Raw genomic sequence first — 23,636 nt, 5'->3', positions numbered from 1 at the left:
GTTCCCCCTGACGTCTCGGTTTTACGTCGGTCTTCGGACGTGGCTCATCCCGTTCTGGTGTCGTTGGTTTCGATCTGTCGTCGAACGGCCACGAAATCCGCGCCCGGCCTCCCTGCCGGGCACGAAATCCTGTTCTGGTCGGTCAGTTCTCGAAATCGGGCTGGGTCCGACGGAGGAGGCGCAGATAGGCCTCCCACTCCGGGTCGGGCCGGTTGTGGCCGTGCTTGTCGCTCCAGCCCGAATACTGGGCGGCGGTCTTGCGCGCCACCTCGTCGCTCGGGCGATGGACAGGCGCGCCCGAGGCCTGCAGGGCAAGCTGCGCCTTGCAGCTGCGCTCCAGATTGTACATCAGCTTGAACGCCTCCGCGACCGTGCTGCCGCAGGTCAGCAGGCCGTGATTGCGCAGGATCATCACCTTGCGGTCGCCCAGATCGTTCACCAGCCGCTCGCGCTCGTCCAGATCCAGCGCAATGCCTTCGTATTCATGGAAGGCGATGCGGTCGTGGAACTGCAGCGACCACTGGTTCAGCGGCAGCAACCCCTCTGCCTGGCACGACACGGCGACGCCGGCGACGGTGTGGGTGTGCAGCACGCACTGCACGTCGTGACGTGCGGCATGAACGGCGCTGTGGATGGTGAAGCCCGCGGCATTGATGCCGGCGCCATACGGGTCGTCGATGATCCGGCCGTTCAGATCCACCGTCACCAGGTTCGACGCCGTCACCTCGTCGAAGCGCAGGCCGTAGGGATTGATCAGGAACCGGCCGGTCCCGTCCTCGGCATCGGCCACGCGCGCCGAGATATGGGTGAAGATGCTGTCGTCCAGGCCGAAATGGGCGACCAGCCGATAGGCCGCGGCCAGATCGATCCGGACCTTGTCGACGGGATCGGTGGCGGCCTCGGTGGTGGGGTGGAGCTGGGATGCGGTCTGCATCAGGCGGACCTCGCGCGGAGATGACGGATGCGGTGCCCCGCAACGGCGGGCGCGGAAAGAGTCGTCGATAGGCTGGGGCGGTCGACGGGCGGGGCAGTCGACGAAGCCAGGCGGTCGACGGATGGGGGCTGCAAACGCGACGCGGGGGCGGCGGAATGTCGCGTTGCAAATTGTCGACAATCGACATTCGACCATGTTTCGGGCATAGTCGCAAGGGAGAGGTGACATATGACCGCAACCGGACCGACACGCCCCCCGCATAGTGCCGCAGGTACCCAGGCCACGCCGCAGCTTGCGGCGCTGGCGCAGGACGACCTGGTCAACCGCATCGCCCAGGTCCTGACCGAGGCGATCATGAAGGGGGGGTTTGCCCCCGGCGCCCGGTTGACCGAGGCGACCATCGCGCGCGATCTGGGGGTGAGCCGCGCCCCCGTGCGCGAGGCGGCCCGCCTGCTGGAAAACCGGGGGCTGGTGGTCGCGGTGCCGCGCCGCGGCTTCTTCGTCCGCAGCTTCGATGCGGCGGATCTGGACCAGATCTATGATCTGCGCATGTGCCTGGAACGCCATGCAGGCGGATTGCTGGCCGGCCGGTTGACGCCCGAGATGGACACCGCCCTGTCGGCGCAGGTGCAGCTGCTCCATCGTCTGGCCGAGGCAGGTGATGGCGACCGTCAGATCGAGGAGGATCTGAAGTTCCACCGCATGATCTGCGTCTTCGCCGGCAATCGCCGCCTGCTCAAGGTCTTCGACGAGCTGACCGCCGAGACCCGCTATGGCATTGCCATGATCGGCCGGCTTTACGACGACCCGCACGAAATCGCCCGCACCCACGAGCCCTTGCTCGACGCGCTCCGGTCAGGCGACGCGACGAGTTTCGCGGAGGCGAGCGACTATCATATCGGTACGGCCCGGCAGAGGGTCGTCGCGATGTTCGGTCCCGGCTGAGGGTTTCCCCCGGCTGAAGGGGAGGCTCGCCTCAGCGCCGTTTCTGCAGAGCCCGGCCGGCCGGCCGGTCACCGACCAGCTGCCAGAGGGCGCGGGTGACATGGTCGAGGTCGTCGCCGTTCAGCCGGCGCGACATGTCGGCGTGATATTGACGGTCGATATCGGTCAGCCGCTGGACCTGGGATCGGCCGCGGTCGGTGAGGGTGAGAGTGATCATCCGACGGTCGGTGTCGGAACGGTCCCGGCGCACCAGGCCGTGTTCGACCAGACCATTGACCAGCCGGCTGGGGCTGCCGGTCTCGCAGACCAGCAACTCGCCCAGATCGACCAGCGACAGGGGCTCACGCTGGGCCAAGACCGTCAGCACCTCCGCCTGGGAGGGCGTAAGGCCGAGCGGCCGCAGCCGGTCGGCGAGCTGACGGTAGGCTTCGCGCTGTGCCGCCAGGATCAGATAGCGAAGCTCTTCGACGGGCTGCATCCTGCCTCCCTCTGGTTCGAGGACGAATTCGAGGATGGGTACGTCATTCGGACGGGATGCCACGGCCGATCGTGATCTTGTCGGGAGATCCCCGATCGGAAACCGCATCCCCATGACCTAGACATAGGTCCTGCGTCACCGATTACCAAGCCGCCGAATGCGGAAGTGTCGGTCAGACCACGAAAAAACGCCCATGCCCCTCAAAAAGGACACGGGCGTTCCGGGAACCCGGACCTGCGCGGGCAGAGGGGGCTAGTGGATGCCCAGATGGACCATCGCCCCCAGCACCGCCCCCTTGATGCGGGGCAGGAACAGGAAGGTCAGGATCAGGCTGAGCGGAATCCAGAGCAGGACATGCACCCAGAGATCGGGCATCCAGTCCTTCTCCACCCACAGCATCAGCGGCACCACGATGTGGCCGACCAGGAAGATGGTGAAATAGGGCGGCGCGTCGTCGGCCCGGTAGCTGCCCAGCGCTTCGCCGCAGTGATCGCAGTGATCGCGCACCTTCAGATAGCCGTCGAAAGCCGGCGCCTCGCCGCAACGGGGGCAGCGGCGGGCGAAGCCGCGGCGAAGCGCGCGCCAGAAGCCCGGCGGCGCCGGCTCGGCGGCTGCCTCTTCGGTCATTGCATTGGTCCAGACCATTTCTTCCTGGCCCGACATGTTCTGGCCCGGCATGGGCTCTTCTCCTCGGGGCTGGGGCGCATCGCTGATGGGAACGGGATTGCGGAAGGGATCCCGGAAACTGGCGGGACGGATGCGCAATCCTCAATATGGGCGCACGCTTCGTCGCGTGACACGCGACACGACGTCGCGGCCTCCACATCACCCCATCCAGTAATGGGCGGCACCGAACAGGGCATCGACACGATCGCCGGTATCGCTCACCGGCAGCAGGATGCGTTCATAGGTCACGTAGTCCTTGTTGATGGCAAAACCAGAGCGGCGGGCGAAATTCGGCCGCCCGGTGCGGACCACGCCGTGATAATCCTCCTCGATCCGCGACCACTGATCGCCATGGACGTCGCGCAGCAGCCGTCCGCGATGATCGCCGCCATGGGCTTCTGAAATCCGCGTCCCGACCAGACGGAAGCGGTAGTCCCAGCTGCCATCCTCCGCCCGGACGACGTCATAGATGAACAGGTTCGGCAGCAGCCGGCGCAGATCGAGCGGATCGATCTGGCGCCGCAGCGGCATGCCGGCGTCGCCGCAGAGCCCACGCCAATAGGCGTAGGCCGAGCGAAGGATGTCGGTTTCGAACTGACGCGCGAAATCGTCCATATTGCGGATGCCTGCCTGGCGGTCGCACGGCCGGTCATGGCCTTCTGCAACGATAGCAGCCCCTGCCCTGCCCGTCCGGAGGATTTTTCCGGATCGCAAAGAAAAAGCCACCCCTCGCGGAATTTCCGAAGGGGTGACTCTGGTGCAGCGCAATATTGCTGCGACGATGCAGGATCATCGCAGGTCCGTGTCGATCAGCAGAACGCGGATCAGTAGGACTTGGCGAAGATGGCTTCCACGGTCGCAGGCGCACCGGTCAGCACGCAGGCCTTACCCGCCACATCGCCCTGGTCATAGGGCAGGCAGCGGATGGTGACGCCCAGATCGTCGAGCTTCGCCTCGCTTTCCCGCGTCCCACACCAGGGGGCGCGCACGAAGCCGAGCCCGCCGGTGAAGTCGCTGCCCTCCTTCGAGAAGAAGGCGCGGAAGGCCTCGTAGTCGGTGATGTCGGTGCGGATCCGGGTCTCGCGGAAGGCGGCCGCCTCGTCATAGAGCCGCTTATGGATCGCCGCCAGCCGGTCCGAAATGCCCGAGACCAGCTCGTCCTGCGGCAGGAACGCCTTCTTCTGGTCAAGCGCCGTACGCTCGGTGACCGCGACCGAGCCCGAGGCGACGTCGCGGGGGCCCACTTCCAGGATCACCGGCACACCGCGCTTGATCCACGACCAGCGCTTTTCGCCGGCATTCATGTCGCGGCGGTCGACCTCGACCCGCACCGGGAGGTCCAGATAGCGTTCGCCCGACAGCCGCTTCGCCAGCGCCTCGACCGCCGGCATCACCTGGGCTTCGCTCGCCTCGTCGCGGATGATCGGCAGGATCACGATCTGCGCCGGCGCCACGGCCGGGGGCAGCCGCAGGCCGTCATCGTCGGAATGGGTCATGATCAGCGCGCCGATCAGCCGGGTCGAGACGCCCCACGAGGTGGTGTAGGCGAATTCGAGCCCGCCATCCTTGGTCTGGAACTGGATATTGGCGGCCCTGGAGAAGTTCTGGCCCAGGAAATGCGAGGTGCCGGCCTGCAGCGCCTTGCCGTCCTGCATCATCGCCTCGATGCAATGGGTTTCCACCGCGCCGGGGAAGCGCTCGCTCTCGGGCTTCTCACCCGGGATCACCGGCACCGCCAGCCAGTCCTCGACCACCTCGCGATAGACTTCGAGCATGGTCGCGGTTTCGTCCATCGCCTCCTCGCGGGTGGCGTGGGCGGTATGCCCCTCCTGCCAGAGGAATTCGCTGGTGCGCAGGAAGACCCGGGGGCGCATCTCCCAGCGGACCACATTGGCCCACTGGTTGATCTTCAGCGGCAGGTCGCGATAGCTGCGGATCCAGCGGGCGAAGGCCTCACCGATGACGGTCTCGGAGGTCGGGCGGACGACCAGCGGCACTTCCAGCTGCCCGTCGGGGACCAGCTTGCCGTCCTTCTGGACCAGGCGGTGATGAGTGACGACCGCCATCTCCTTGGCGAAGCCCTCGACATGGGCCGCCTCTTTCTCGATCAGGTCGAGCGGGATGAAGATCGGGAAATAGCAGTTCTGGTGGCCGGTCTCGCGGATGCGCTGGTCGAAGCGCTTCTGGATCTGCTCCCAGACGCCATAGCCCCAGGGGCGGATGACCATGCAGCCGCGCACGCCCGAGGGCTCGGCCATCTCGGCTTCCTTGACCACTTCCTGGAACCAGGCCGGAAAATCCTCGGCACGGCTGATACGGATGGCGGTCTTCCGCTGGGCGCTGGACATCGGACGGAGGTCCCTGTGTGTTGGACGACGGCTGTTGAACGACGGGAAAAGCGCCATGAATGCGCATGGCCCCATACTCGCCGGCATCATCCACGTTTCAGGGCCGAGAACAAGAGCTTCCGCCCGGGCGGCGCGAGCTTCGGGCTCAGAGACTGCCGCGGGAGGCCAGGGCCACCCCGACCGCAAGCGGCAGCAGCGGCAACACCGCCGTGAACCCGTAACCGCGGATCATGCGCCGCTTCAGCCCCGAGCCGCCGCCACCGACGGCGATGGCCGCGATCGCGACCGGCAGCCAGCCGGCAAGACCAAGCGTCACCGCCGCCTCGGCGCCGTCCAGCACGGCCGTGACGGCAACGGCCGCCAGCACGACCACCGCGAGTGCCGCGATGGTGGCGGGCAGGCCGGATCGTGCCGCAGCCAGGCCCGCAGCGATGCGGTCGGCAGCCATACGGCCAGCAGCGATACGGCCAGCACGGGCCGTGGCGGGTTTTCGCGGATCGGAGACGATGCGGGGATCACGATCGGCGGACATGGGCGGGACACTCCATCTATTGGAATGAATCTAAGTTTCACTCTTATATACAGGAGCACGCCCCGGACTTGTAGAGGCGAATGCGGATCGACACGATAGGCAGTCCCGATCGTCACGGAGCCAGCCCACCCCCATGACCCTGACCGAACTCAGATATCTGGTGGCCATCGCCGATCACGGCCATTTCGGTCGGGCTGCCGCGGCCGCAGGCGTCGCCCAGCCCACCCTGAGCGCCCAGCTGCGCAAGCTTGAGGACTATCTGGGCGTGGAACTGGTCGAGCGCAGCCGCAAGGGCGTGCGGCTGACGGCGGCCGGCGAGCGCATCGTGACCCATGCCCGCCGGGCGCTGGCGGAACAGCAGGCGATCCTGCGGCTGACCCGGCATCGGGCGAAGCCGCTGGAGGGACCCTACCGGCTGGGGGCGATCCCCACCCTCGGCCCCTATCTGCTGCCGAGCCTGCTGCCGGCGCTGAAGCAGGCACACCCTGAACTCGACCTGGTGGTGATCGAGGATCTGACCGATAATCTGCTGGGGCTGCTCGACGACGGCCGGCTGGATGCCGCCCTGGTCGCCCTGCCGGTCGAACTGCGCGGCCGGCAGGCGGCGCCGCTGTTCGACGAAGGCTTCTTCGCCGTCGAGCCCGCAGACACCGACCGCCCCCTGCCCGACGAGGCGCCCGCAATCAGCGAAGCGGAGCTGGCCGCGGCCCGGCTGCTGGTCCTTTCCGACGGTCACTGCCTGCGCGACCAGGTATTGGCCGCCTGTGCCCGCCCCAGCCCCGGCGGCGACGACTTCCGCGCCGCCAGCCTTGAGACCCTGCGCGAGCTGGTGGCCGCCGGCTTCGGCACCACCCTGGTGCCCGCCCTCGCCGCCCATGCCTGGCAGCGGGGCGGGGAGCGGCGGATGATCTTCCGCCCGGTCGAGGGTGAGGCCGGCCATCGCCGGATCGGCCTTGTCTGGCGGCGCGGAACAGGTGATGCCGATGCAACCGCCCTGGCGCGCGTCTGTCGCGACGCCGTCCCCCCGGAGGTAAGGCCGATCGAGAGCTGATCACATGATCCGGATCCGGGATCAGCCACCCGATTCCGGGCAAAATCTGCGATTGATTATCATTTGCATATGATGCAAGCATGCCGGCTCGGGATCATCCCCTGCTGAGGCTCCCATGACACCCCTCCCTTCCACCGGCAGCGCCACCGGCAACCGCATCTCCGTCTCTCTCGACGGCGTGCCCGAGACCATGCTCTGGCTGCTCTGGCATCGCGTCGGGCTGGCGGAAACCGGGCGGGTGCCGCGGGAGGAACTGCTCGACGATCCGCGCGCGGCAGACCTGCTGGCCCGCATCGATTACGACTTCGTCGGACATTTCGGCCGCCCGCATCCTGCCCACACGATCCGGGCAAAGCTGGGGGACCGGTTGATCCGCGACTTCGCCGCCCTGCATGACCGCCCGATCCGGGTGCTGTCATTGGGCGAAGGATTGGAGACCCAGCTCTGGCGGGTCGATGACGGCCACATGGACTGGGTGACGCTGGATCTGCCCGAAGGCATCGCGCTACGCCGACGTCTGCTGCCTGCCCATCCACGCAACCGTATGATTGCCGCATCGGCCTTCACTCCCGAAGACTGGATCAGCGAGATCGGAACCGACCGGCCGTGCTTCGTCAGCGCGGCAGGGCTGCTGATGTATGCTCCCGATGCAATGACGGTGACACGGCTGCTGACGGCACTCGCCGCAGGCCTGCCCGGCGGACAGGTGTATTTCGACACCATCCCCGGCTGGTATTCCCGCAAGACACGCCGCGGCCTTAAGGTGACACCCGGCTATACCGCACCGCCGATGCCCTTCGCCCTCACGCTGGCCGGCCTGGCTGCCTTCGCGGCCGGGATTGCGGGCTTCCGGGTCGAGCGCAGCTGGACCTATGCTGACCCCTTCCCGCGGATGATGCCCATACTGGCCATGGCCTCGCGGATCGGTGTCGTCCGCCGGCATGTCGCGCCGCTCTTGATCCTGGGCAGCTTCGCACCGACCCTCTGAACACGTGCCACAGGCACCCCAGGCCTCCACCACCGGAAGACAGGTTTCATGCACAGCCGACCGATTGAAGACTGGCAACCGGCTCACAGCTTCGGTCAGACCGTGCGTCGCCCGGTCGAAGGACGGGTCCACGCGGTCATCGCGCTGACCGTCGTCACCATGGTCGCCGAGGTGGTGACCGGCTGGCTGACCGGATCGATGGCGCTGCTTGCCGACGGGCTGCATATGGGCACCCATGCCTTTGCCCTGGGGCTCGCAGCGCTCGCCTATGCGCTCACCCGCGCCCGGGCGCTCGATCGCCGCTACAGTTTCGGCAGCGGCAAGATCAGCGAGCTTGCCGGCTTCGCCAGCGCCCTGCTGCTCGGCGTGTCAGCACTGGTGATCGCGGGCGAAGCCGTGGCCAGACTGTTCGATCCGCGCCCGATCGCCTATGGCGACGCCATCCTGGTGGCGGTGATCGGCCTGGTCGTCAATCTGGTCTCGGCAGCGCTGCTCGGCCTCAACCATCATCACGGGCATGATCATGGGCATGGGCATGGGCATGGGCATGGGCATGGGCATGGGCATGACCACGATCATCACCACCATGACCACGCCCATGATGAGGATCACGGCCATGGCCTCGACACCAATGCCCAGGCAGCCCTGCTGCATGTTCTTGCCGATGCCCTGACCAGCCTTGCCGCCATCGCGGCGATCGGGATCGCCTGGGCAACCGGGTGGCTCTGGGCCGACCCGCTCGCCGCAATGCTCGCGGCTGCGGTCATCCTTAAATGGTCGGTGGATCTGGGACGGCAGTCGGCCGGTGTGCTGCTCGACCGTCAGGCACCCGAGGCGATGCGGCACGAGATCACACAGGCGCTCGAAGCCGATGGTGACACGCAGGTGGTCGATCTGCATCTCTGGTCGGTCGGTCATCAGGCCTGGACTCTGGTCGCCTCGGTGGTCACGCATGGCGATACCGGCCCCGACGATTACCGCGCGCGTCTGCCTGAGCGGGCCGACCTGCACCACCCGATCATCGAGGTCAACCGCTGCCGGGGGGACGGGCCGGGGCATCCGGGCTGACGATCTGCGGCACCAGCACGCCCCGACGCCAGTCGGCCGGCGCCGCGCCGAAGCGGCGCCGGAACAGGCGGGCGAAATGGCTGGGATTGGTGTAGCCCACGGCCACGGCGGCATCGATCACCCGGGCCCCGTCCTCGATCATGCGGGCCGCCGCGTCCAGCCGGGCAGCTTCCAGATGCCCGTGAACCGTGCGTCCGATCACCAGACGAAAGCCCGATTTCAGCTTCTTTTCGTTCAGCCCCACCGTCCGCGCCAACAGCGGAATGGTCCAGGCCTCGTCATGCCGCTCGACCAGCAGCCGGGCGGCGTGTTCGATCCGGCGGCGCTCCGCCGGCACAGGCAGGGTGGCCACGGGCGGCGCTCCGTCGATCTCGGCGATCAGCCAGGCCAGCGCCTCAAGCGCCTTGGCCTTGAGGAAGACCTGTCGGGCAGGCCCCGTCAGCCGGCAGGCCAGCACCGAACGCCCCACCGCCTCCAGCGCCCCTGAGGTCGGCCGCCCCAGAAGCAGCACGTCCCGGACACTGCAATCCGTGACAAATCCGCGGATCAGCACCGGCAGGGCCGCGAGCCCGAGCCCGGTCAACAATCCGGCCTCGTAGCGAAAATCCAGGCAGAACACGCGAGCGCCGGCCGGGATCACGTCCTCTCCGACCGTCGGCCGGTCGGCATGGTAGAGCACCGTGGTGCCGGGGCGGATCTCAAGCGGCGGTCCGCCATCGATCGACAGGCTGCCTGCACCATCGAAGAACATCGAAATCGAGAGCGTGGCCGGCCCCGCAATGCGCAGCCGCTGTTCCGCTTCGGCGGCGAAATCGAACCGGTTGACCGCCATGCCGTCGCCGAGCGGTTCATTGGCCTGTGCCGCGAACCAGGGGGGGATGGTGGCAACACCCTCGGCCTTGAGGGCTGCGTTCTCGTCGACCTCCCAGGTCGTCAACGACGTCATGCTCCGGCTCCGCATGGGATGGCTGGGACGCCTGTATGATTCCGCAAGTGAGAATGATTCGCAAGAAAGTCCCGACTCGATCAGGATGAGCCCCGATCCGGGCGGCGGCGAAGACAGGAACGGGCGATGACGGGCCACGTCCGGCCGGCTTCCGGCTCAAGCTCTTCGCACCCATCGCCAAGGATCTCCCGCCATGCCCCAGCGCTCGCTCCGGTGCCGGACTGCGATCCTCCTCGCCCCGCTGCTGATCGCCGCCCCCCTGCCCACTCTTGCCGCGGATGACGGGGAAGAGGGCGTCCAGCGCCTGGAGGCCCTGACCGTCAGCGCCACCAAACGCGACCAGTCGCTGGGCAGTGTGGATGCGGCCGTCTCGGTGCGCAGCGGAGAAGACCTCGCCCAGGCCGGCGTAACCCGGCTGGATCAGCTCGACCGGCTATTCCCCGGACTGGTGATCCGAGCACGCGGCAACCGCGCCTATACCGGGGTCACCATCCGCGGCGTCACCTCGCCGGACTACTACAACCCGTCGGTGCAGGTCTACGTCGACGGCGTTCCCCAGGATCCGGCGAGCTTCGCCCAGGAACTGGTGAATGTGGAGCGGGTGGAACTGCTTCGTGGTCCGCAGGGCACGCTCTGGGGCCGCAATGCCCATGGCGGTGTGATCAATGTCATCACCCGTGCGCCGACAGACCGGGTCGAAGGCCGTGCCGCAGTAACCCTCGGCGTTCCCGAACGCGGCGCCGAAGCGATGGTCTCGGGTCCGCTGGTGCCCGACCGGCTGGCCGCCGAACTGGCGGTGCGCTGGAACCAGGACCAGGGCCAGATCGACGATGTCGCGACGGGAACAACCGGCATCGACGAGGGCATCTCACGTTTCGCCCGGCTTAAGCTGCGTCATGCGCCGGCCGGCGGCCCGCTCTCCGTCACCTTCACCGCCACGCGTGAAGAGCTGGAGAGCCATGAAGAGCTGTACATCCGCGAGGCGAATGTCGAGGACCGGATCTATGACAGCGCCACCCAGGGGGACCGGGCCTGGCTCGACCGCGACGTCACCACGCTCGCACTCGCCGGCGATTACGACCTGTCGGACACGCTTCGCCTGTCGAGCGTCACCTCCTGGCAGAGCCGGGACATGACCCGTGTGATCACGGTGAACACGCCCGAGAGCCAGGACAGCTTCTCCCAGGAACTGCGTCTCGCCTTCCAGGCCGGCGAGCGGGTCGACGGCGTGCTCGGCGGCTTTGTGCAGGATATCGGCTTCACCCGCACGACCCCCGGCTATCCGGGCTATTACGGCCCCGACCGCAACGAGGTCGACACCCGCTCCTACGCGCTGTTCGGAGAGGCGACCTACGCACTGACCCCCGTGTTCGACCTCACCGGCGGGCTGCGCTGGTCGCGGGAGGAGGCGGAGATCCGCTATGATCGCCCGGGCTCGGGCCCCTATGATTTCCGCTTCCGGGCCCGAGACGATTTCTCGGACATCTCGCCCAAACTGTCGCTCGGCTGGCAGCTGGCGCCGGATCACCGGGTCTGGGCCACCATCGCCCGTGGCTTCAAGCCCGGCGGCTTCAATCACACCGTCTCGTCCACCGCCGATGCCTTGCCCTATGACAGCGAGACCTCGACCAATTACGAACTCGGCTGGCGTGGCACGGCGGCCGGCGGCCGGCTGGACATCGACGCCGCCCTCTATCTGATCACCGCCGAAGACAAGCAGATCTATACCGGTCCGCTGGGCGCCCAGGTGCTGCGCAATATGGGCGATGCGATCAGCCATGGCATCGAAATCGACACGGCCTTCCGCGCCACCCCCGACCTGACGCTCCGCGCCGGCGCCACTCTCGGCCGTTCGGAATTCGACGGCGGCCCCCATGACGGCAAGCGCCTGCCCTATGCACCCGATGCCACACTGAGGGCGGGGCTGCGCTGGATCGTGCCGCAGACGACGGTGCCGGGCGCCGTGGCGGTCGATCTCGGTGCCGACTGGGTGTCGCGCAGCTGGTTCGACGAGGCCAACACCCTCTCGCAAAGCGCCTATGCCCTGATCGATGCGGCGGTCGAGGTCGATCTCGACGCCGGCTATGCCATCCGGGTCTTCGCCCGCAATCTGACCGACGAGGTGTACCGCACCTCCAGCTTCGATTTCGGGGGTGGCGACATCCGCAGCACCATCGGTGACGGCCGCACCATCGGCATCACCGGCAGCTGGCGGTTCTGAGGTGATGGCCGCCGCAGCCGCTTCAGGCACCACGCCGCCCGGCCGTGTGCTCACCGTCATCGCCGGGATCTATATCACCCAGAGCATCGTCGGCGGGCTCACCTTTCAGGGCCTGCCGACCAGCCTGCGGGCCGGCGGGGCGGGCTATGAGGTGATCGGGCTGGTCTCGCTGCTGATGCTGCCCTGGGCGCTCAAATTCCTCTGGGCACCCGCGGTCGAACGCGTCCGCCGCCCGGCTGATGGTCGGCGGCACAGCCGGAAGATCGTGCTCGGCGGCCAGATCCTGGCCATCCTGACCATTGCCCTGCTGGCGGTCGGCCACACACCGCCCTCACCCGCCATACTGCTGGCGACCCTCGCGGTTGCGGCCCTGGTCACGGCCACCGTCGACATCGGCTGCGATGCCTATGCGGTAGAGCAATTGCCACCACGGCTGCGTGGGCTGGGCAACGTCATGCAGGTCGGCGGTGGCTATCTGGGCGCATTGATCGGCGGCGGCGCCTTTCTGGTGCTGCTCGACCATGCCGGCTGGCAGCTCGCGATCCTGGCCATGGTCATGACCATGACCCTGCTGACCCTGCCGATGGCGGCAACGCGCGAGGGGCGGCCGGCGATCGCTACCGCAGAGGTGGCCCGGCACCGTCCGTCGCTCCGCCGGGCGATCGCGCGGCGGGAGGTGCGCATCGGCCTGGTGATCGTTCTCGCCGTCCAGGCCGGTCTGCGCCTGGCCATGGGGCTGACGGGGCCGCTGCTGATCGATCGCGGGGTCTCGCTCGCCACCATAGGCCTGGTGACCGGTGCGGGCGGCATGGCACTCAGCCTCGCCGGCACCGTCGCCGCCGGCATCGCGCTGCGCCGCATCGATCCCGCCCGTCTCCTCGCACCGCTGGTGGGAAGCCAGGCCCTGCTGCTCGGCATCATCGCAGCGGTGATTGCCGCCGATCTGCCGGCACCGCCGGTGATGGCCGTATTGCTGGCCCTCTCCATGATCCAGGGCGCCAGTTTCGTCGCGCTCTACAGCGCCATGATGGGTTGGGCCGCCTCCGCCCAGGCCGGCGTCGATTTCACCCTGCTGCAATGTGCCGACGCGGCGATCGCGGCTGTTGCCGGCCTGTCGGGCGGGCTGATCGCAGCCGCCCTCGGCCTCGACACGACCTTCGCCCTTGCCGCCGGTGCAGCGGCAGCTGCCGCCTTGCTCACCCCCCGCCTGCTCAGCCATGGCGCCCGCCCGGAGACCCTGCCGGCATGACCTCGCGCTCCGACTTCCGCCCCCACGCCGTCATCGCCGGTGCCGGCATCGCCGGGCTCGCCGCCGCCTGGTGGCTCGACCGCATCGGCTGGCGCACGACGCTGGTCGAGCGTGCAGCAGATCTCCGCACGGATGGCTATATGCTGGGCCTCTCGGGTCCGGGGCTCGCCGCCGCAACCCGCATGGGTCTGCGCCCCGCTCTCGAGGCTCTTGGACGGGAGATCGACGAGAACCTCTATCTGGACGGACAGGGACGGGAGTTGCTGCGCCTCCGCTACCGCGATCTGCTGCAGGGGATCGACTGGATCACCCTGTCGCGCACCGCATTGGCAGACGTGCTGGCCGCTGCCCTGCCGACCTCGGCCGACATCCGCTTCAGCGACCGGATCACCGGGATCGACGATCGCGGTGAGGGGCCGGTCGAGGTCGGGCTTGCCTCAGGCGCGACACTGGCCGCGGATCTGGTGATCGGCGCCGAGGGGTTGCGCTCAGATCTCCGCCGCCGGCATTTCGCCCCCGACGACACGGCGCTCGAACCGCTCGGCTACGGTGTTGCGGCCTTCCGCCTGCCGGATACGCTGGGGCTGGGCCGCGATTTCCTGTCCTATGCCCAGCCGGGCCGACTGACGGAGTTCTACACCCTCGCCGACGGTTCCCTTGCCACGCTCTACGTCTGGCGCCGCACCGGGATCGATCTGCCGACAGGCGAGGCCGAGAGGATCCAGGCGCTGAAGACCGCCTATGCCGGCGCCCATCCGGCGGTCCTGGCGGCGATCGATGCCCGCGATCCGGCCGACGGGCTCTATTTCGATACCACGCTGATGACCGTCCTGCCGCGCTGGTCCAAAGGCCGGCTGCTGCTGCTTGGCGATGCCGCCCATTGCCTCACCCTGCTTTCGGGCCAGGGGGCGGGCATGGCGATCACCTCGGCAGCCCTGCTCGCGGAATGCCTGCTGCGCCACCCGCTGGAGGTGAACCGGGCCCTGGCGGAGCACGAGGCGCGGCTGCGCCCGGTCATCGAGCGGCTTCAGGCCCGCAGCCGCAAGCTTGCCCGGCTGTTCATCCCGGCCACGCCGATCGGCTTCCGTCTGCGCAATCTCGCCCTGCGCCATATGCCGGCCCGGCTGCTGGCCCGGCAGCTCACCCACGACCTCAAGGGAGAAGGGCCCTTCTGACGCCGGATATTCATCATAGTCATTGACTATGAATGATATATCTACAATCAATTTCCACTATTTATCCAGAGGTCGCAGGATCACAGGCGAGGGCAGATGGCGACAAGCCGATGCCGGATGCATGTGAGGAGGCAGACCCCATGAGCACGCCCAAGGACGACGCGGCCAAAAATACCCGGGCTGATCAGACCACCCGACCGACCCTGACCACCGCCGCCGGTGCGCCGGTTGCCAGCAACCAGTACAGCCGCACCGCCGGCCGCCGCGGCCCGGTCACGCTCGACGACGTCCACCTGATCGAGAAGCTGGCGCATTTCAACCGCGAGCGCATCCCCGAGCGCGTGGTTCATGCCAAGGGCTCCGGTGCCTTCGGCAGGCTGACCATCACCAACGACGTCACCCGCTACAGCAAGGCGAAGATCTTCGCAGAGGTGGGCAAAGAGACCCCGCTGCTGATCCGGTTCTCGACCGTGGCCGGCGAGCGCGGCGCCGCCGATGCCGAGCGCGATGTGCGCGGCTTCGCGGTCAAGTTCTATACCGACGAAGGCAACTGGGATCTGGTCGGCAATAACACGCCGATCTTCTTCATCCGCGACCCGCTGAAATTCCCCGATTTCATCCACACCCAGAAGCGCGATCCGCGGACCAATCTGCGCAATCCCACCGCCATGTGGGATTTCTGGTCGCGCAGCCCCGAAAGCCTGCACCAGGTGACGATCCTGTTCTCGGATCGCGGCCTGCCGGCCACCTATCGTCACCAGCACGGCTTCGGCAGCCACACCTTCGGTCTGGTCAATGCCGCCGGTGAGCGGGTGTGGGTGAAGTTCCACCTGAAATCCATGCAGGGTATCCGCAACATCACCGATGCGGTCGCGGCCGACATCATCGGCCGCGACCGCGAGAGCCATCAGGCGGATCTCTACGACGCGATCGAGCGCGGCGACTATCCGCGCTGGCGGATGATGATCCAGGTGATGACCGAGGCCGAGGCACGGCAGACGCCCTATGACCCCTTCGACCTGACCAAGGTCTGGCCGCATGCGGATTTCCCGCTGATCGAGGTCGGCGTCGTCGAGTTGAACCGGAACCCTGAGAACTATTTCGCCGAAATCGAGCAGTCGATCTTCAGCCCCGGCAATCTCGTGCCCGGCATCACCGCCTCGCCCGATCGCATGCTCCAGGCCCGGCTCTTCGCCTATGGCGATGCGCATCGGTATCGGGTGGGGGTGAATGCCGACCAGCTGCCGGTGAACCGGCCGGTCGTCCAGGCGCATCCCGCCCATCGCGACGGCGCCATGCGCTTCGACGACAATGGTGGCCGGCAGCCCAATTACGAGCCGAACGGCTTCGGCGGGCCGGTCGAGGATCCGGCTGCCGGCGAACCGCCCCTGCCGCTCGACGGCCCGGCCGACCGCTACAGCCATCGCGAGGGCAATGACGATTACACCCAGGCCGGCGATCTGTTCCGGCTGATGAGCGAGGCCGAACAAGACCGCCTGATGACCGCGATCGCCGGTGCCATGGCCCCGGTGTCTGAAGACATCCAGCGCCGCCAGATCGGCCATTTCGCCAAGGCCGATCCCGCCTATGGCGCCGGGGTCGCCGCACGGCTGGGTCTGAGCCTCAGGGACGCGGCCGAATAACCTTTGCCTGACCTGCCATCCCACCCCCCGATTGCGCCCCGGGGGGATGGCGGCGGCGGCGGTTTCCTCCGTGTGCCCGCCCGGATGTCCGCCGCCGCCCGCAGGGATCGCCTGCCTCCCGGTCCCTGCGGGAGATCGTCGCACGGCCGGTTGTTGCCGCGACCGGCCGTGCGGCCTACTCTCCACCCATGACGACGGAGCCGGACCCGATGTTGCGCGACACGGCCGACGAGCGCGGGCCAGAGGCGGCCGCGCCCGATGGGGAAGCCGCGCCGCCGCATCCCCGCGCCCGGCTGCTGCGCATCGCCGGCTGGATCTGCGTCGGGCTGGGGGCAATCGGCGCGGTCTTGCCGCTGATGCCGACCACCATCTTCCTGATCCTGGCCGTCGCCTGCTTCATGCGCGCCGATCCGGAACTCGCCCGCCGGCTGCTGGAACATCCCCGCTACGGCCCCTCGATCCGCGCCTGGCGCGAGCGGGGGATCGTGTCGCGCAAGGCGAAGATCGCGGCCGTGGTCGCGATGGCGGCCGGCCTGGCCCTTTCCTGGGCGCTCGGCGCACCGACCATGGTGCTGGCCGGGACCGCGGCCATCCTTATCCCCGTCGCCACCTGGCTGGTGCTGCGCCCGGAGGACTAAGCCTGCCCCTCCGGAACCGGCCCGGGACGCACGCCGCCTGCCGCCGCCAGCAGCCGGCGGCCCTCGGCCGTGAGATAGGGCTCGAAGATGCCCATCAGCTGCCAGGCGCCCCAGTCGAGATGCCGGCGGGTGATGTCGCCGACGCCGTGGCGCATGCGCAGATAGTCGATCCAGTAGGTCGCGACGATCCAGGCGTTGACCATCATCCGCTCCAGTTCGTCGTCATCGGCCACGATCAGCCCGTTTGCCGCCATCGACCGCAGCGCCCGGCGCAGATCCGCCTGGCCCTCATCGGCCAGCCTTTCCAGTTCGGCCTGCAGGCCCGGGGCCAGCCTGCGGACGACCATGGCATCCCGGTAGAAGAACCGCCATTCCCACATCAGGCCGAACCAGCCGCGGAAATACCGCGCGGCCCGGGTCTCGGCCTCGCCCTCCGCCAGATCGGCCGCCGCCACCTCGCGCAGCTCGGCCGCGAAAGCCGCGAACAGGGTCTCGAGGATCTGCTCCTTGCGCTTGAAGTGGTAATAGAGGTTGCCCTCGTTGATGCCCACCGCCGCCGCGATCTCGGCGGTGGTGATGTCCGCCGTCCCCCGCCGGTTGAACAGCTCCCGACAGGTCTCCAGGATCCGCTGTCGCGTTCCCGACCTGCGCCCTGCCGTCGTCGCCATCCGGATCCTCCTGCGGCACGTGTTGACTCGTCTAAGGTAAACACCTTAGGCTGACCTTCGTGCAAGCGTAACATGCAGATCGTCGCGGATCAGAGAGACCGGCAGGGCCCCGCCCGAAGCATCCGGCCCGTCCCGCGATGCCCAGGGAGGATACCCGTTCATGGACACCACCACGATCGGTTCCGGCAATGCCGGGGCCGAAGCCGTTGACCTGCGCGCCGTCGACGTCCTGGTGATCGGCGCCGGCCTGTCGGGCATCGCCGCCGGCTACCACCTCCAGACCCGCTGCCCCGGCATCGATTATGCCATCCTGGAAGCCCGCGATGCGATCGGCGGCACCTGGGATCTGTTCCGCTATCCCGGCATCCGCTCCGACAGCGACATGTACACCCTGGGCTTCGGCTTCCGCCCCTGGATCGGCGACAAGGTTTTCGCCGACGGCCCCTCGATCCGCGACTATGTGCGCGACACGGCCGCCGAATTCGGCATCGACCGGCGGATCCTGTTCGGCCACCGGGTCGTCTCCGCCGACTGGGACAGTGCGACAGCCCGCTGGCGGGTGCTTGTGGAAGCCGGGCCCGAGCGGCGCCCGCGCCGTTTCATCTGCCGGGTGCTCTATGCCTGCAGCGGCTATTACGACTATGCGGCGGGTCATATGCCCGACTGGCCGGGCATGGCGGATTTTCGCGGCCGCATCATCCATCCCCAGGACTGGCCGGCGGATCTGGACCATCGGGGCAAGCGGGTGGTGGTGATCGGCAGCGGCGCCACGGCCGTCACCCTGGTGCCGGCCCTGGCGGAAAGTGCGGCGCATGTCACCATGCTGCAGCGCTCCCCCACCTATATCGTCGCACGGCCATCCCGGGACGCTGCGGCAGGCTGGCTGCGCCGCCATCTTCCGGAACGTCTCGCCTTCCGGGCGGCCCGGTGGAAGAACGTGCTGCTGTCGATCTATTTCTACAACCTCGCCCGCAGGAAGCCGGCGCTGGTGAAGTCGAAGATCCTGGCCGGCGTGCGCCATCAGCTGGGCCCCGACCAGGATCGCCACTTCACGCCGGCTTACGACCCCTGGGATCAGCGGCTCTGTCTGGTACCGGACGGCGATCTGTTCCGGGCGATCCGGGCCGGCACCGCCTCGGTCGTCACCGATGGCATCGAGCGCTTCACCGAAACCGGCCTCCGCCTCACCTCGGGCGAAGAGCTGGCGGCCGATATCGTGGTCGCAGCCACCGGCCTCCGGATGAAGCTGCTCGCCCATATCACCCTCTCGGTCGACGGCCGGCCGGTGCGGGTGGGGGAAACGACCTCGTACAAGGGCATGATGTTGAGCGGCGTGCCCAATTTCGCGCTGGCCCTCGGCTACACCAACGCATCCTGGACGCTGAAATGCGAGCTGACCGCGCAGCATCTCTGCCGGCTGATCCGCCGCATGGATGCCAGGGGGGCCGACTGGTTCATGCCCCGCCCGCCCGCGCCCGGCCTCGCCACCCGGCCGGCGATCGACCTCGCCTCGGGCTATGTCCGCCGGGCAGCCGCGGACCTGCCTCGTCAGGGCGACCGCAAGCCCTGGCGGCTCAATCAGAACTATCTCCTCGATATGGCCGCACTGCGCTACGGTTCGGTGGTCGACGACAACCTTGCCTTCGGGCAGCGCAGAGATGCGGGAGGTGCAGGCTGATGCTTCTGCAAACGATCATCGCGCTGGCTGCGACCGGCGGCGGGCTCGCCCTGTTCACCGGCTGGACGGCCAGCCGGGTGGAGAAGGCGCTGCCGCCACGCGGCCGGTTCATGGATGTCCGGGGCAATCGCCTGCACTATCTGGACGACGGCACCGGCCCGGACGACGACCGGCCGGCGGTGGTGATGGTTCATGGGCTCGGCGGCCAGATGCATCACTTCACCCACAGCCTGCTCGGCCGGCTTCGGACCGATCACCGGGTGATCGTGGTCGACCGGCCGGGCTCCGGCCATTCCACCCGTCCCGACGACGCGCCCGCCAATGTGCTGGCCCAGGCCGGCGTGATCGCGGATTTCATCCGGGCGCTGAAGCTGCCGCGTCCGCCGCTGCTGGTCGGCCATTCGCTCGGCGGCGCGATCGCGCTGGGCGTGGCGCTGGATCATCCGGAGACGATTTCGGGTGTGGCGCTGATCGCCGCTCTCACCCACCCGCAGGAGACGCCCCCCGACATCTTCAAGGGGCTGGCGATCCGCTCGGATATCGCCCGTCGGCTGGTCGCCTGGACGATGGCGACGCCGATGTCCTTCCTCCGCGGCCGCAAGGTCCTGGACGAGGTGTTCGGCCCCGATCCGGTTCCCGCGGACTTTGCGATCGCCGGCGGCGGCCTTCTCGGCCTCAGGCCCAAAGCCTTCCGCTCGGCCTCGATCGACATGGTGGCGGCCAATGACGACCTGCCCGCCATGGCGGCCCGCTATCCCGGCATCGCTCTGCCCGTCCACATGATCTTCGCCCGCGGCGACCGGATCCTCGACTGGCGCGCCCATGGCCAGGCCCTGCAGGCAAAGCTGCCGGCGCTGCAGCTGACCCTGATCGACGGCGGACACATGCTGCCGGTGACCGCACCGGATGCGGTCGAGACCCTGATCCGCAACGCGACGCAGCGGGCTTGATCTTTCATATGGCACCATATTATATGGCGCCTTATGAGACGACTGGACACCAAATATCAGGCCCTGATCGACGAGAGCCGACGACGGGGCCTCACCGGGCTCGACGGGCTCCGGACCTGCATGGAGCTGCTGTCGACGGCGCGGGCCATCGATCGCGACTGCGCCATCCGGCTCGGCAGCCATGGCCTCTCGGAGGGCAGGTTCGTGCTGCTCTTCCTGCTCCGCGACCGGACGGACGGGCTGGCACCGCATGTCCTGGCCGATCGGGCCGGCGTGACCCGTGGCACGATCACCGGTCTGCTCGACGGGCTGGAGCGCGACGGTCTTGTCCGGCGCACGGCCGATCCCGAGGATCGCAGACGGGTCAGGGTGATGCTGACGACATCCGGCGAAGCGGTGACGGCCAAGGCCTTCCAGGAGCATGCCGGCTGGATCGCCGGACTGACGGCGGGGCTTTCGGCGGAAGAGCAGGCAGACCTTGTCAGGCTGCTCGGCAAGTTGAGAGCAGGTCTTGCCAGCGAGGACGGATCATGAAGCCGACGGCCCTCTCCCCCGACCGCCATGCCGCGCTGAATGCCGGAGAGGTTGCCGCCACGACCCTTGCCGAATGCCTTGCGGTCGATTTCGCGATCCTGATGCGGTCGGTCTTCCCCGATGCCGGTGGTCAGGTGCTGCAGGCGATGGATGCGGCGGCGGCACTCGGCATCTCGCGGCGCATGGCGCTGGCGGCGGAGCTGATCATCGGCCGCTATGGGCCCGAGGTGATCCGGCACCTGGCCGATCACCCATCGGATACCGTGCGCGGCTGGGCCTGTTTCGCCGTGGGCCGGACCGCCCCCGCAGATCACGACCTCTGGTGCGAGGCCATCCGCCCCTTCGCCGACGACGGCCATTTCGGCGTCAGGGAATGGGCCTGGCTGGCGATCCGTGACCGGATCGCCGCCGATATTCCGGGTGCCATCGCCGCGCTGATGCCCTGGACGGCAGAGACCTCGCCGCGCCTGCGCCGCTTCGCGAGCGAGGCGACCCGGCCGCGCGGGGTCTGGTGTGCCCATCTGAAACCGCTGAAGGCGGACCCGACCCCGGGCTTCGCCCTGCTAGAGCCGCTGAAGGCGGACCCTGAAACCTGTGTGCAGGACTCGGTCGGCAACTGGCTGAACGATGCCGCCAAGGACCGGCCCGAGACGGTGCTGGCGCTCACCGGCCGCTGGCAGACTGAAAGCCCCTGCCCTGCCACGGCCAGGATCTGCCGGCGGGGGCTGCGCTCGATCCGGGCGTGACGCGGGTCAGGCGGCGACCGGCTCGGTCAGACCGACATCCCAGCCGGTATCGTCGTCGAAAAACAACCGCCCCCGCTTGACCCGGAGCGCGACCGTCCGGCCATTGGCGAGGCCGAGAGCGTCGGCTTCCTCGCGCGGCAGTTCGGCCTCGACCAGATCCAGCCCGGGCACGTCGAGTTCGATGCGCACCGAGGCGCCGAAAGCCACCAGATGGCGCACGGTCGCCGGCAGCGCATCGGCGGCGCCCGCCGGCAGCACCGCCAGATCATGCGGCCGGACATAGAGCGTGCCCTGTTCTGCGCGGGTCGCCTCCAGCCCCGCCGGCAGCGGCAGCCCCGCCGTGCCGGCCCCGCTGACGCCCGCGACCTTCAGGCGCCCTGCATCAACCGTCACCGGCAGCTTGTTGACGTTGCCGAAGAACTGATAGACGAAGGCCGTCGCCGGCCGGTCATAGACCTCGGCCGGGGTGCCGATCTGTTCGATCCGGCCCTGGGACATCACCACCACCCGGTCGGCGACTTCCAGCGCCTCTTCCTGGTCGTGGGTCACGAAAACACCGGTCAGGCCCAGATCGTCGTGCAGACGGCGCAGCCAGCGGCGCAGCTCCTTGCGGACCTTGGCGTCGAGCGCGCCGAAGGGCTCGTCGAGCAGCAGCACCCGGGGTTCGATGGCGAGCGCACGCGCCAGCGCCACGCGCTGCCGCTGGCCGCCCGACAGCTGGTTGGGGAAACGGTCCGCCAGGCTTTCCAGCTGCACCATCCGCAGCAGCGACGAGACCCGCTCGGCAATCTCGGCCCGCCCCGGACGGCTGGCGCGCGGCCGCACCGTCAGGCCGAAGGCGACGTTGTCGAAGACGGTCATATGCCGGAACAGCGCGTAGTGCTGGAAAACGAAGCCCACCCGGCGCTCGCGCGCGCCCAGGCGGCCCGCATCCTCGCCGCCGAAGCGGATCGCGCCACGGTCGGCGGTCTCCAGCCCGGCAATGATGCGCAGAAGGGTGGTCTTGCCCGACCCCGACGGCCCGAGCAGTGCCACAAGTTCACCATCGCGGATGTTCAGGTCGACATCGACCAGCGCGTCATAGCCGCTGAACCGCTTGGAGAGGCCCTTGATCTCGATCATCGTGCGTGTCCTTTTCCACCACGAACCGAATTGTCCGTGGGGAAAGGGCGAGAGTCAAATTATTTTACAGTCGCACATACCGTATATCGACCATGCGATCTTTTATATACGCTATTTTTTGTGTGATTTATCCGTCGTGCAGGACAGCAGTGCCGCCTTCAGCCCCGGCAGGCGCTCCAGGGGCAGGGACAGCTCCGCCTGCGGATCGGTGGTCCCGTCGGGGATCAGGGTTCGGGCAAGACAGCGGCTGGCGGGATCGTCGTATTCCCCAAGCCCGTCGGCGGTGACCGTCACCACCTCTCCCGGCAGCGGCGGCGCATCGGCGGCACCGCCATGGGGGGCGAGCGTGGCGGCGTCGAGACGCAGCAGCACGGTGCCGGCACAGCAGGCGGCGCAGAAAGGCAGGTCTTCGGCAGCCTTGCCCAGGGCCGCGGGCACGCCGTCGGGCGCGTCATCCGGCGCCAGGCCCAGGATCAGCGAGACCAGATCGTAAGGGGTCGCCCACTGGGCCACGTCCAGCGCCCTGCCGTCGATGCGGGTTGCGGTGTGGATGCCCCCGTTGCAGCGGTCCCCCGCGGGTGCCAGAACCAGATCCTCCAGCACCGGCACGCCTTCCGCCGTGGCAAGCCGCCCCGACAGCAGCATCGAGAACACCCCCGTACCGCCACCATTCTCGACCAGATCATAGACCAGCCGATCGCCATCGAAACGGCCGACCAGGCGGCTGCCCACCCAGCCCCGCGACCAGCCGCCGGGATTGTTGCCCTCGGGCTCGGCCGGCGGGCGGACCATCACCATCATGTCCTGGCGCGGCTCCGGCGCGATCTCGCTCCCGGGGCAGCCGGCCAGCGGCAGGCGTTCCAGCGCCGTCTCTCCGGTATAGGCCTGCGAGACCAGGCTGTCGAAACAGGCAGGGTGAACCATGGCCGGGTCGAAAGGCGCAGATGCCGTCCCGGACGACGCAGAGGCGGGAACCGACCACGCCAGACCGGCGATCAGACCGGCGGCGAGTGTGCTGCGGATGCCCATGGCGTCGGATACTCCTGGATCGCGGGA

At 68.2% G+C, this 23,636-nt stretch carries 23 protein-coding genes; 13 read left to right on the top strand and 10 right to left on the bottom strand.

Annotated features, from left to right (window positions below):
• Positions 1–142: 142 nt before the first annotated feature.
• Positions 143–934, bottom strand: coding sequence for a class II aldolase/adducin family protein (locus tag WI697_RS14855; RefSeq protein WP_062761697.1), 792 nt, complete (start codon positions 932–934; stop codon positions 143–145).
• Between the two features lie 228 nt (positions 935–1,162).
• On the opposite strand from WI697_RS14855, the gene WI697_RS14850 reads away from it, so the two are divergent.
• Positions 1,163–1,879: a GntR family transcriptional regulator gene (locus tag WI697_RS14850; RefSeq protein ID WP_082828230.1), complete on the top strand. Its 717-nt coding sequence runs from the start codon at positions 1,163–1,165 to the stop codon at positions 1,877–1,879.
• 31 nt (positions 1,880–1,910) lie between these two features.
• On the opposite strand, the gene WI697_RS14845 is transcribed toward WI697_RS14850, so the two are convergent.
• The 5 genes from WI697_RS14845 to WI697_RS14825 form a co-directional block, all read right to left on the bottom strand.
• Positions 1,911–2,357 carry a MarR family winged helix-turn-helix transcriptional regulator gene (locus WI697_RS14845; protein WP_062761698.1) on the bottom strand — a complete coding sequence of 149 codons (447 nt, stop codon included), beginning with the start codon at positions 2,355–2,357 and terminating at the stop codon, positions 1,911–1,913.
• Between the two features lie 252 nt (positions 2,358–2,609).
• The gene (locus tag WI697_RS14840; RefSeq protein WP_062761699.1) at positions 2,610–3,035 is read right to left on the bottom strand and encodes a DUF983 domain-containing protein; all 426 of its coding nucleotides are present in this window, start codon (positions 3,033–3,035) and stop codon (positions 2,610–2,612) included.
• A 147-nt stretch (positions 3,036–3,182) separates the two neighbouring features.
• A complete protein-coding gene (locus WI697_RS14835; RefSeq protein ID WP_345958998.1) occupies positions 3,183–3,638 on the bottom strand; it encodes a PAS domain-containing protein in 456 nt (151 codons plus the stop codon).
• 209 nt (positions 3,639–3,847) lie between these two features.
• Positions 3,848–5,371 carry a proline--tRNA ligase gene (gene proS / locus WI697_RS14830; RefSeq protein WP_345958997.1) on the bottom strand — a complete coding sequence of 508 codons (1,524 nt, stop codon included), beginning with the start codon at positions 5,369–5,371 and terminating at the stop codon, positions 3,848–3,850.
• Positions 5,372–5,516: 145 nt separating this feature from the next.
• Positions 5,517–5,903, bottom strand: a complete 387-nt coding sequence (locus WI697_RS14825; RefSeq protein WP_062761703.1) for a hypothetical protein — start codon at positions 5,901–5,903, stop codon at positions 5,517–5,519.
• 133 nt (positions 5,904–6,036) lie between these two features.
• On the opposite strand from WI697_RS14825, the gene WI697_RS14820 reads away from it, so the two are divergent.
• The 3 genes from WI697_RS14820 to dmeF all read left to right on the top strand — a co-directional run bounded on the left by WI697_RS14820 (position 6,037) and on the right by dmeF (position 9,010).
• On the top strand, positions 6,037–6,954 hold the full coding sequence (locus WI697_RS14820) for a LysR substrate-binding domain-containing protein (protein WP_345958996.1): 918 nt from the start codon (positions 6,037–6,039) through the stop codon (positions 6,952–6,954).
• A 115-nt stretch (positions 6,955–7,069) separates the two neighbouring features.
• Positions 7,070–7,942 carry a class I SAM-dependent methyltransferase gene (locus tag WI697_RS14815; protein ID WP_345958995.1) on the top strand — a complete coding sequence of 291 codons (873 nt, stop codon included), beginning with the start codon at positions 7,070–7,072 and terminating at the stop codon, positions 7,940–7,942.
• 48 nt (positions 7,943–7,990) lie between these two features.
• On the top strand, positions 7,991–9,010 hold the full coding sequence (gene dmeF, locus WI697_RS14810; RefSeq protein ID WP_345958994.1) for a CDF family Co(II)/Ni(II) efflux transporter DmeF: 1,020 nt from the start codon (positions 7,991–7,993) through the stop codon (positions 9,008–9,010).
• Here the strand turns inward: dmeF and WI697_RS14805 are convergent.
• Positions 8,970–9,956 (bottom strand): helix-turn-helix transcriptional regulator, encoded by a 987-nt coding sequence (locus tag WI697_RS14805; RefSeq protein ID WP_345958993.1) that lies wholly within the window; start codon positions 9,954–9,956, stop codon positions 8,970–8,972. The two genes, dmeF and WI697_RS14805, sit on opposite strands and share 41 nt — an antisense overlap.
• Before the next feature lie 193 nt (positions 9,957–10,149).
• Between WI697_RS14805 and WI697_RS14800 the strand changes: the two genes are divergently transcribed.
• From WI697_RS14800 to WI697_RS14780, 5 genes are all read left to right on the top strand, one after another.
• Positions 10,150–12,177, top strand: coding sequence for a TonB-dependent receptor (locus WI697_RS14800; protein ID WP_345958992.1), 2,028 nt, complete (start codon positions 10,150–10,152; stop codon positions 12,175–12,177).
• A 4-nt stretch (positions 12,178–12,181) separates the two neighbouring features.
• Positions 12,182–13,426, top strand: a complete 1,245-nt coding sequence (locus WI697_RS14795) for an MFS transporter (RefSeq protein ID WP_345958991.1) — start codon at positions 12,182–12,184, stop codon at positions 13,424–13,426.
• A complete protein-coding gene (locus WI697_RS14790; protein WP_345958990.1) occupies positions 13,423–14,601 on the top strand; it encodes an FAD-dependent monooxygenase in 1,179 nt (392 codons plus the stop codon). Before WI697_RS14795 ends, WI697_RS14790 begins: the two co-directional genes overlap by 4 nt.
• A gap of 140 nt (positions 14,602–14,741) precedes the next feature.
• Positions 14,742–16,244, top strand: a complete 1,503-nt coding sequence (locus tag WI697_RS14785; protein ID WP_345958989.1) for a catalase — start codon at positions 14,742–14,744, stop codon at positions 16,242–16,244.
• Between the two features lie 209 nt (positions 16,245–16,453).
• Positions 16,454–16,882 carry a YbaN family protein gene (locus WI697_RS14780; RefSeq protein WP_082828231.1) on the top strand — a complete coding sequence of 143 codons (429 nt, stop codon included), beginning with the start codon at positions 16,454–16,456 and terminating at the stop codon, positions 16,880–16,882.
• Here WI697_RS14780 and WI697_RS14775 read toward each other — a convergent pair.
• On the bottom strand, positions 16,879–17,550 hold the full coding sequence (locus WI697_RS14775; protein WP_345958988.1) for a TetR/AcrR family transcriptional regulator: 672 nt from the start codon (positions 17,548–17,550) through the stop codon (positions 16,879–16,881). The genes WI697_RS14780 and WI697_RS14775 overlap by 4 nt on opposite strands.
• Positions 17,551–17,710: 160 nt before the next feature.
• On the opposite strand from WI697_RS14775, the gene WI697_RS14770 reads away from it, so the two are divergent.
• The 4 genes from WI697_RS14770 to WI697_RS14755 are packed head-to-tail and all read left to right on the top strand — an operon-like array spanning position 17,711 to position 21,458.
• Entirely contained in the window at positions 17,711–19,228 is a 1,518-nt protein-coding gene (locus WI697_RS14770) for a flavin-containing monooxygenase (protein WP_345958987.1), read from the top strand.
• Positions 19,228–20,178, top strand: a complete 951-nt coding sequence (locus WI697_RS14765) for an alpha/beta fold hydrolase (protein WP_345958986.1) — start codon at positions 19,228–19,230, stop codon at positions 20,176–20,178. The genes WI697_RS14770 and WI697_RS14765 overlap by 1 nt, the downstream gene beginning before the upstream one ends.
• A gap of 33 nt (positions 20,179–20,211) precedes the next feature.
• Positions 20,212–20,712: a MarR family winged helix-turn-helix transcriptional regulator gene (locus WI697_RS14760; protein ID WP_345958985.1), complete on the top strand. Its 501-nt coding sequence runs from the start codon at positions 20,212–20,214 to the stop codon at positions 20,710–20,712.
• Positions 20,709–21,458 (top strand): DNA alkylation repair protein, encoded by a 750-nt coding sequence (locus tag WI697_RS14755; RefSeq protein ID WP_345958984.1) that lies wholly within the window; start codon positions 20,709–20,711, stop codon positions 21,456–21,458. The genes WI697_RS14760 and WI697_RS14755 overlap by 4 nt, the downstream gene beginning before the upstream one ends.
• 6 nt (positions 21,459–21,464) lie before the next feature.
• Here the strand turns inward: WI697_RS14755 and WI697_RS14750 are convergent, their stop codons facing one another.
• Together WI697_RS14750 and WI697_RS14745 are read right to left on the bottom strand one after the other, a co-directional pair.
• A complete protein-coding gene (locus WI697_RS14750; protein ID WP_062761714.1) occupies positions 21,465–22,580 on the bottom strand; it encodes a sulfate/molybdate ABC transporter ATP-binding protein in 1,116 nt (371 codons plus the stop codon).
• A 111-nt stretch (positions 22,581–22,691) separates the two neighbouring features.
• On the bottom strand, positions 22,692–23,609 hold the full coding sequence (locus WI697_RS14745; RefSeq protein WP_345958983.1) for a hypothetical protein: 918 nt from the start codon (positions 23,607–23,609) through the stop codon (positions 22,692–22,694).
• Positions 23,610–23,636: the final 27 nt, after the last annotated feature.

The sequence above is a fragment of the Tistrella mobilis genome, from assembly GCF_039634785.1.
In the GTDB taxonomy this organism is placed as follows: domain Bacteria; phylum Pseudomonadota; class Alphaproteobacteria; order Tistrellales; family Tistrellaceae; genus Tistrella; species Tistrella mobilis.
The sequence above is the reverse complement of the archived record's forward strand: the minus strand, read 5'-3'. Positions and strand labels throughout refer to the sequence as shown.

Coding starts and splice junctions, on each gene's coding strand:
- WI697_RS14855 (WP_062761697.1), bottom strand. CDS start 934: ATGCAGACCGCATCCCAGCTCCACCCCACCACCGAGGCCGCCACCGAT.
- WI697_RS14850 (WP_082828230.1), top strand. CDS start 1,163: ATGACCGCAACCGGACCGACACGCCCCCCGCATAGTGCCGCAGGTACC.
- WI697_RS14845 (WP_062761698.1), bottom strand. CDS start 2,357: ATGCAGCCCGTCGAAGAGCTTCGCTATCTGATCCTGGCGGCACAGCGC.
- WI697_RS14840 (WP_062761699.1), bottom strand. CDS start 3,035: ATGCCGGGCCAGAACATGTCGGGCCAGGAAGAAATGGTCTGGACCAAT.
- WI697_RS14835 (WP_345958998.1), bottom strand. CDS start 3,638: ATGGACGATTTCGCGCGTCAGTTCGAAACCGACATCCTTCGCTCGGCC.
- proS (WP_345958997.1), bottom strand. CDS start 5,371: ATGTCCAGCGCCCAGCGGAAGACCGCCATCCGTATCAGCCGTGCCGAG.
- WI697_RS14825 (WP_062761703.1), bottom strand. CDS start 5,903: ATGTCCGCCGATCGTGATCCCCGCATCGTCTCCGATCCGCGAAAACCC.
- WI697_RS14820 (WP_345958996.1), top strand. CDS start 6,037: ATGACCCTGACCGAACTCAGATATCTGGTGGCCATCGCCGATCACGGC.
- WI697_RS14815 (WP_345958995.1), top strand. CDS start 7,070: ATGACACCCCTCCCTTCCACCGGCAGCGCCACCGGCAACCGCATCTCC.
- dmeF (WP_345958994.1), top strand. CDS start 7,991: ATGCACAGCCGACCGATTGAAGACTGGCAACCGGCTCACAGCTTCGGT.
- WI697_RS14805 (WP_345958993.1), bottom strand. CDS start 9,956: ATGACGTCGTTGACGACCTGGGAGGTCGACGAGAACGCAGCCCTCAAG.
- WI697_RS14800 (WP_345958992.1), top strand. CDS start 10,150: ATGCCCCAGCGCTCGCTCCGGTGCCGGACTGCGATCCTCCTCGCCCCG.
- WI697_RS14795 (WP_345958991.1), top strand. CDS start 12,182: ATGGCCGCCGCAGCCGCTTCAGGCACCACGCCGCCCGGCCGTGTGCTC.
- WI697_RS14790 (WP_345958990.1), top strand. CDS start 13,423: ATGACCTCGCGCTCCGACTTCCGCCCCCACGCCGTCATCGCCGGTGCC.
- WI697_RS14785 (WP_345958989.1), top strand. CDS start 14,742: ATGAGCACGCCCAAGGACGACGCGGCCAAAAATACCCGGGCTGATCAG.
- WI697_RS14780 (WP_082828231.1), top strand. CDS start 16,454: ATGTTGCGCGACACGGCCGACGAGCGCGGGCCAGAGGCGGCCGCGCCC.
- WI697_RS14775 (WP_345958988.1), bottom strand. CDS start 17,550: ATGGCGACGACGGCAGGGCGCAGGTCGGGAACGCGACAGCGGATCCTG.
- WI697_RS14770 (WP_345958987.1), top strand. CDS start 17,711: ATGGACACCACCACGATCGGTTCCGGCAATGCCGGGGCCGAAGCCGTT.
- WI697_RS14765 (WP_345958986.1), top strand. CDS start 19,228: ATGCTTCTGCAAACGATCATCGCGCTGGCTGCGACCGGCGGCGGGCTC.
- WI697_RS14760 (WP_345958985.1), top strand. CDS start 20,212: ATGAGACGACTGGACACCAAATATCAGGCCCTGATCGACGAGAGCCGA.
- WI697_RS14755 (WP_345958984.1), top strand. CDS start 20,709: ATGAAGCCGACGGCCCTCTCCCCCGACCGCCATGCCGCGCTGAATGCC.
- WI697_RS14750 (WP_062761714.1), bottom strand. CDS start 22,580: ATGATCGAGATCAAGGGCCTCTCCAAGCGGTTCAGCGGCTATGACGCG.
- WI697_RS14745 (WP_345958983.1), bottom strand. CDS start 23,609: ATGGGCATCCGCAGCACACTCGCCGCCGGTCTGATCGCCGGTCTGGCG.